4 protein-coding genes are annotated in these 7,218 nt (G+C 68.1%); 2 read left to right on the top strand and 2 right to left on the bottom strand.

Annotated features, from left to right (window positions below; genetic code table 11):
* The first annotated feature begins 701 nt into the window (after window positions 1-701).
* The gene (locus D7Y15_RS41160; protein WP_158629207.1) at window positions 702-4,163 is read left to right on the top strand and encodes a kelch repeat-containing protein; all 3,462 of its coding nucleotides are present in this window, start codon (window positions 702-704) and stop codon (window positions 4,161-4,163) included.
* A gap of 308 nt (window positions 4,164-4,471) precedes the next feature.
* On the opposite strand, the gene D7Y15_RS41165 is transcribed toward D7Y15_RS41160, so the two are convergent.
* Window positions 4,472-5,059: a HEAT repeat domain-containing protein gene (locus D7Y15_RS41165; protein ID WP_158629208.1), complete on the bottom strand. Its 588-nt coding sequence runs from the start codon at window positions 5,057-5,059 to the stop codon at window positions 4,472-4,474.
* Between the two features lie 152 nt (window positions 5,060-5,211).
* Here D7Y15_RS41165 and D7Y15_RS41170 point away from each other — a divergent pair, with 152 nt between their 5' ends.
* Window positions 5,212-5,934 carry a trans-aconitate 2-methyltransferase gene (locus D7Y15_RS41170; protein ID WP_120581345.1) on the top strand — a complete coding sequence of 241 codons (723 nt, stop codon included), beginning with the start codon at window positions 5,212-5,214 and terminating at the stop codon, window positions 5,932-5,934.
* A 58-nt stretch (window positions 5,935-5,992) separates the two neighbouring features.
* Here D7Y15_RS41170 and D7Y15_RS41175 read toward each other — a convergent pair whose 3' ends face one another.
* Complete coding sequence (locus D7Y15_RS41175) at window positions 5,993-6,871, bottom strand: M12 family metallopeptidase (protein ID WP_120581346.1); 879 nt, start codon at window positions 6,869-6,871, stop codon at window positions 5,993-5,995.
* Between the last annotated feature and the right edge of the window lie 347 nt (window positions 6,872-7,218).

Consider the following 7,218-nt stretch of genomic DNA (forward strand, 5'->3'; position numbering starts at 1 on the left):
CACCTTCGGCATGAGTACTCCTCCGTCGAGGTAACCCTCCAGACGTCTCGCACCCTGCCGATGAACAGGCCCACGGCCGCTCGATGGCCTGTCAACTCATCCAACGCTCAGGATTGGATCCAGACCCGCTTCCAACTGTGGCTGGGGACCCAGCCGGCCCTTCACCCCGGGCCCGCATGCGCTCAGCAGCCCGAGCGCCAGCGCCCACAGCATTCCCATCCAACATTGCCTCACGGAATCCCTCTCATGGCGATGAACGTGTCTCGCCGTGAAGAACCCCTGAGGGCGAAAGATTGCGCAGCGACACTCACTTGAGTCCCACCCTCAGCCGGCGGTCTCAAACGGTCGTCGCAACAGCTTGACGCAAGTCGTCAGCCCGGATGACTGAATCTTGACTCGCATGAGTCACCCAAAACCCCAGTCTGCGGGTGGGATTAGCGTATGAGCTCATACGTCTGGATGATCAGCAGTGCGATTGTATTCTTCACGCCAAGTGAGGCACCCTGGCCTTCGAAGGCCAGTCAACGGGGGGCGTGGAGACAGCCTCCATTCATGGGGATGTCATGCAAGCAATGAGAGCCGGCCGGGCTCTGCTGTTGGGGTTTTTCTGTGTTGTCGTCGGCTGTAGCAAGCCGCCCGAAGAGAAGACGCTGACTCGCAACGCGTCCCCTCTCGTGGAGGGGTGGAATGCCACGGCCGACATGGCGGAAGCGCGCAAGTACCACGCGGCGGTGGCGCTGAGCTCAGGCAAGGTGCTGGTCGCGGGTGGGTACAACGCTGGCGGGTATCTGTCCTCCGCGGCTCTTTACGACCCGGGCACGGGCACCTGGACGGCCGCGGCCCCCATGCCGGAGCCCCGGCAGGTCCTCACCGCGACGCTGCTGCCCTCGGGCATGGTGCTGGTGGCGGGCGGGGAGAACGCGACGGGCCGTCTGGCTTCCACTGCCCTCTATGACCCGGCCTCCAATGCCTGGACTTCCGCTGGCAGCTTCGCCACCGGAGTGGCACGAGACTCCCTGACGGCGACGCTGCTGCCCTCGGGCAAGGTGTTGGTGGCGGGCGGCGGGAACGGTTCGGGACCGCAAGGCAAGGTGGATGTGTATGACCCGGCCTCCGGCACGTGGAGCGCGGGGGCGAGTCTGGCGATGCCGCGACGCAACCATACGGCGACGCTGCTGCCTTCGGGCCAGGTGCTGGTGGTGGGCGGAAGAGCGAGCACCAGCCTGACGAGCGCGGAGCTGTACACGCCCTCCAGCAACACCTGGATTGCGACGGGAAGCCTGTCGACCGCGCGCCACAACCACACGGCGACGCTGCTGCCTTCCGGCAAGGTGCTGGTGGTGGGCGGGCGCAACAGCAGCACCGGGCTGGTGGCGACGGCGGAGGAATACGACCCGAGCACGGGGCTGTGGAGCGCGGCGGGTGCGCTGGGCACCGCGCGCGAGTTGCACACGGCGGTGCCGCTGAGCACGGGACAGGTGCTGGTGGCCGGAGGCATGTACGGCAGCGCGGCGACGAACGCGCTGGGCAGCGCGGAGGTGTACGCCCCGGACACCCGTTTGTGGAGCGTGACGACCGTGATGGGAGGCGCGCGGTACGTGCACGTGGCAGTGCCGCTGGAGGGGCGGGGGAAGGTGCTGGTGGTGGGCGGAATCGGCGTCAGCGGCGCGAGCCTGAAGACGGCGGAGACGTATGTGTATGACGCGTGCGCGGGGGTGAGCTGCGACAGCGCCCCAGGGCCTTGCTACGAGGCGGCCGGGACGTGCGGCAACGGGGTGTGCAGCTACGCGCCGAAGGCCTCGGGCACCAGTTGCGATGACGGGGATGCGTGCACCGGGCAGGACGCGTGCAATGGCGCGGGCGTTTGCGCGGGGAGCGCCACCAGTTGCAGCAGTCCGCCCGGGCAGTGCTACGTGGCGGACGGGACGTGCGGCGGCGATGGAGCGTGCGCCTACGCGTACAAGGCTTCGGGCGCCAGCTGTGATGACGGAGACGCGTGCACCGTGGAGGAGACGTGCAACGGGGCCGGAGGGTGCGCGGGGACGCCGGTGAGTTGCAACAGCCCGCCCGGGCAGTGCTACGCGGCGGCGGGCACGTGCAGCGAGGGTGCGTGCACCTATGCACCGAAGGCCGCGGGCACCGCGTGTGACGATGGCAACGGAGGAACCCTCAACGACGTGTGCAGCGGGGCGGGAGTCTGCGCGGGAGTGCCGGCCTGCACGACGCCTCCGGACGCCTGCCATGACTCCCCGGGCACGTATAGCAACGGCGCGTGCACCTACCCGCCCAAGAGCGCGGGGACCCTCTGCGATGACGGCAACGCCTGCACCACGGGCGACGTGTGCAACGGCGCCGGTACGTGCGGTGGCGCAGCGCTGAGCTGCAACAGCCCGCCCAGTCAGTGCCACCAGTCGGCGGGCACCTGCTCCAACGGGACGTGCAGCTACGTCCCGAAGGCTTCGGGGGCGAGCTGCGATGATGGCAACAGCTGCACCACGGGCGACGTCTGCAACGGCGCGGGCACGTGCGGTGGCGCGGCGCTGAGCTGCAACAGCCCGCCCAGCCAGTGCTACCAGGCGGCGGGCACCTGCTCCAACGGGACGTGCAGCTATGTCCCGAAGGCTTCGGGGGCGAGCTGCGATGATGGCAACAGCTGCACCACGGGCGACGTGTGCAACGGCGCGGGCACGTGCGGCGGCGCGGCGCTGAGCTGCAACAGCCCGCCCAGCCAGTGCCACCAGGCGGCGGGCACCTGCTCCAACGGGACGTGCAGCTACGCACCGAAGTCCTCGGGGACGAGCTGCAATGACGGCAACGCGTGCACCACGGGCGACGTCTGCAACGGCGCGGGCACGTGCGGCGGCGCGGCGCTGAGCTGCAACAGCCCGCCCAGCCAGTGCTACCAGGCGGCGGGCACCTGCTCCAACGGGACGTGCAGCTACGTGCCGAAGGCCTCGGGGACGAGCTGCAATGATAGCGACAGCTGCACCACGGGCGACGTCTGCAATGGCGCCGGTTCATGCGGTGGCGCGCCCCTGAGCTGCTCCACCGCGAGCACCACCTACTGCAGCGGTGACGTCGTCCGCAGAACCACCGGCACCGGAACGTGCAGCGGCGGCGCCTGTACCTCCACCGACACCGCCGTCCAGACCTGTCAGACGGGGACCAGCGGGGCCTACTGCAGCGGCAACGGCGCCTACCAGACCGTCTACCAGGGCTGCATCAACGGCGCCTGCGGGTCCACCCAGCAACTCATCGAATCGTGCTCCACCTCGAGCAGCACCTATTGCAGTGGCAACACCGTCCGCAGGAGCACGGGCACCGGCTGCAGCGGCGGCTCCTGTGGCTCCAGCGACACCCTCATCCAGACGTGCTCCACCTCGAGCAGCACCTATTGCAGTGGCAACGATGTCCGCAGGAGCACGGGCACCGGCTGCAGCGGTGGCTCCTGTGACTCCAGCGACAACTTCGTCCAGACGTGTCAGACGGGTGTCGGCAGTTCCTACTGCAGCGGCAATACCGTCTACAGAACGGTCAACAGCGGCTGCCTCAGTGGCTCCTGCGTGTCCGCCCAGCAACTTGTCGAGACGTGTCAGACGGGTGTCGGCAGCTCCTACTGCAGCGGCAATACCGTCTACAGAACGGTCAACAGCGGCTGCCTCAGTGGCTCCTGCGTGTCCGCCCAGCAACTTGTCCAGACGTGCTCCACCGCGAGCAGCACCTACTGCAGCGGCAACGATATCCGCAGGAGCACGGGCACCGGCTGCAGTGGTGGGGCTTGTGGTTCCTCGGATTCATTTGTCCAGACATGCTCCACCGCGAGCACGACCTACTGCAGCGGCAATACCGTCCGGAGGACCACCGGCACCGGTTGCGTCAGCGGCGGCACGTGTGGATCCACCGACACCCTGGTCCAGACCTGTTCCTCAGGACAGACGTGCAGCAATGGAGCATGCGTCACCGTCGGTGGAACATGGCGCAGGGATACAAACGGCAACGAGGGGTTCTGCGACGAACTCTGCGGGGTTTTGTATTGCAACGGCTCCTGCCCGCCTCAAAGGTGCGCCTCCGCCAACCCGGAGGGTCAGCCATGCTCGACGCTCGGCTCGAGTTGCAACGCGGTCCCCTCCCCCAAAGTGTATATCCAATACAATTGCGAGTAGGCGCCGCCCCACTCGCTCATTGTTGAGTCCAGAGTGGACGACTCCGCGCCCCAAGCACGGAGTCGTGGCCTGAACGGGCGATCGCCTGTACCGCGCCGGACTCTTGAGACACCCGGTTGCATCCAGGCGGATGACTCCGTGCCCCAGCACGGAATCATCCGCCGGACGCGGCGAGCCTCCTCGGCCGAGGGAAACCCGCCCCCCATCCGGGGACGGCCCTCCTTGGGAACCGGATGCTCGGCATCACGCCCTGGAGGGCCGGGCCAGCCCGTCTCCCTGGGCGTGAAGGGAAATGGGCGGGCCCCTGCTCAGAATGACTGGGGATCGCGAAGGACGAGGTCCGTCCCCCAGTCGAGGGCCCAGAGCGCCTCCTGCCGGAGTGACCACATCCCGGGAACGGTCGCGGTGTCGTTCTCCGCGATGGCCTGAAGCTTGGGACGGATCCTCGGGTCCTTGTGTCCGGCCAGCGCGTAGATGGACCAGAACCGGATCGCGGGCTCTGGGTCATCGAGCCCGCGTACCAGCAAATCGATGACACGGCGGTAGCGGCGCTGCCAGATGTGCCGGTAGTTCGAGTAGTGAGAGCCCAGCGCCTCCGCGGCCTGTGAGCGGACGCCCGGTGCCTCGTGCGGATTCGCGTAGATGCGCCGCAGGAGCACGAGGTGCTCTGGAGCAAGGTGTGCGAACACGAATCCGTAGACGGCGGCCTCGCGAAGCGTGGGGTCTCCCGGCGATGAGAGGATTCGGGTCAGCAGTCTCAGCCCCTCACGGTACCTGGCGAGTTTATCGGCGGCCACGTGGGGGACCATGTCGGGGTCTTCGCCCCTCAAGGCGCATTCGAGCTTCGCCAGCCCTACCGCATCCCCCTTGAGGAGCTGCTTCCGGGACCTCGCCATCCGCATGCGCTCCTTCGCCGGGTGTCCGTCGCCCGAACAGGAGCGCGTGACGGCCCACCGCGCGTTCCCTGACGCGGCGGCGGAATGAAGGTTCATTCCACGGCGGCCGGCTCCCGGCGGGACGGAACGGGTGGGTGCTAGAACCCCGTCCCATGCAACCTCTCCTCTACAGCGAGCTGGTGCCCTGGTACTCCCTGGTCGACCCTCCCGAGGACCATGAAGACGAGGCCGTCTGCTTCCAGTCGGCGTTCGAGCACATCATCTCCCCGCGGCCGCAAACGTTGCTGGAGCTCGGAGCGGGCGCCGGAAACACCGCGCTGCACCTGAAGCGCCGCTTCACCTGCACACTCACGGACCTCTCCCCGGGCATGCAGCAGCTCAGCCGCGAGCAGAACCCGGACTGCGAGCACGTCCTCGGAGACATGCGCACCCTGCGCCTGGGCCGGACGTTCGACGCGGTGCTGGTCCACGACGCCATCTGCTACATGCTGACGGAGGAGGACCTGCTCGCCGCGGCCCGGACGGCGTTCGAGCACACGCGGCCCGGCGGCGCCGCCATCTTCGCGCCGGACACCCTGCGGGAGACCTTCCAGGACACCACGGAGACGCTGGAGGAGGACCGCGGAGGCCGCTCGATGCGCGGCCTCATGTGGACGTGGGATCCCCACCCCGAGGACAGCACCTACCAGGTCGACTTCGCGTTCCTGCTGCGCGACGGGGACACCGTCCAGGCCGTCCACGACCGGCACGTCGAGGGGCTCTTCACCCGGGACACCTGGGATCGCGTGCTCACCCAGGCCGGCTTCCGCGTCGAGCCCCTGAAGCGGCCCCTCGGAGACGGCGCCTTCGACGACATCTTCCTGTGCCGGCGCTGATGCGCGGCGGCGGACCGCCCGTGTTTCCGGGCGGCCTGCGCCGGAGCCACCGGACCCGCTACATCATCGGGCCGTGCTGGGACACGGCGGTCCACCGCCCGGCGGCCCGGTGTGCCTTGCCGTTCGTGGGCCGGTACATCTTCCGGATGAAGGACTTGTCCCGGGCCGACAACCGCGTGTTGCTCGGCGTTCCGCTGCGCAGCAGCGACGGCGGCCCCTTGATGAGCTCCTTCGGGAAGCCGTAGAGCATGATGGAGTTCTGGTCGAACCGCGTCGCGTTGAGCTGATCGAGCGAGTACTTGTCGATGACGTTGAAGCGGATCTCCTCCTCGGACCAGTTGTTGGGCGGGCCGCTGAAGGCCGCGATGACCGCGGGCACGTTCCACTGGATGCCGCCCTTCGGGTTCTGGTGCTCATGGATGCAGCCGAGCGCGTGACCGAACTCGTGCACGACGACGCGGCGGTACTCGACGTCGTCCGTGTCGTCCTCGAGCCAGCCGAAGTTCATGGTCGGCTCGTTCTTCGGGAAGTACCGCGTGATGAGGCAGTCCGTGCCCACGGCGGACCACGAGCCCGCATCGGCCGAAAACGAGACGCGGATCTCCGCACCCGGACCGCCCTTCCAGTCGAACCGGATGTTCGCGAACTGCATCCACTGGTCCGCCATCTCCACGACGCGCCGGCGCTGCGTCGGGCTGCCGTCGAGGAACCGGATGCGCAGCGTCTGCCCAGGCTTCCAGCGTTTGCCCGTCTCGAGCGCCAGCTTGAGCGGATGCCACGAGGAGCCCGCGCGCTTCACCCGGGCCAGCACGGGCGCCGGATCGTTCTCTGGGTTCACCTCGATGGCGCGCGCCGCGGCCTCCCGCTTCAGTTCGATGGGTACGACGCGATCGACACACAGCCGACACTCAGCCGCCGTGAGAAGCTTCCGAGCCATGGTCCCCCCCGCCTACGAACCGCGAGGATCTCCCGCGGGCCAGCTCCTGGATGGAGCGCGCGCGGGAGCATGGCCACCGCCTCGCGACGAGCCTCCTGCCCTGAAGGGCCGGTGTCGGCTTTGCGCCAGAAGCGGGGAGTGCCGCACGTTGTGCACGGACGCAAGTGCACGTCGTGAATTGCATGAGCGCGTAGAGGCTCGTGCGCAAGCCTTCATGCCCAGAACAACCGTTGCATCCAGGTTCTCAGCTTGAGGGCCCGCGTCCATTCCTGCTTAGGTCCCGGGCAACAGCGCACACTTCGCGTGTGGCTGCCTTCACCCCACGCATCCCCCTCTCCCCCGAGGCC

Source organism: Corallococcus sp. AB030 (assembly GCF_003668965.1).
Taxonomy (GTDB): Bacteria; Myxococcota; Myxococcia; order Myxococcales; family Myxococcaceae; genus Corallococcus; species Corallococcus exiguus.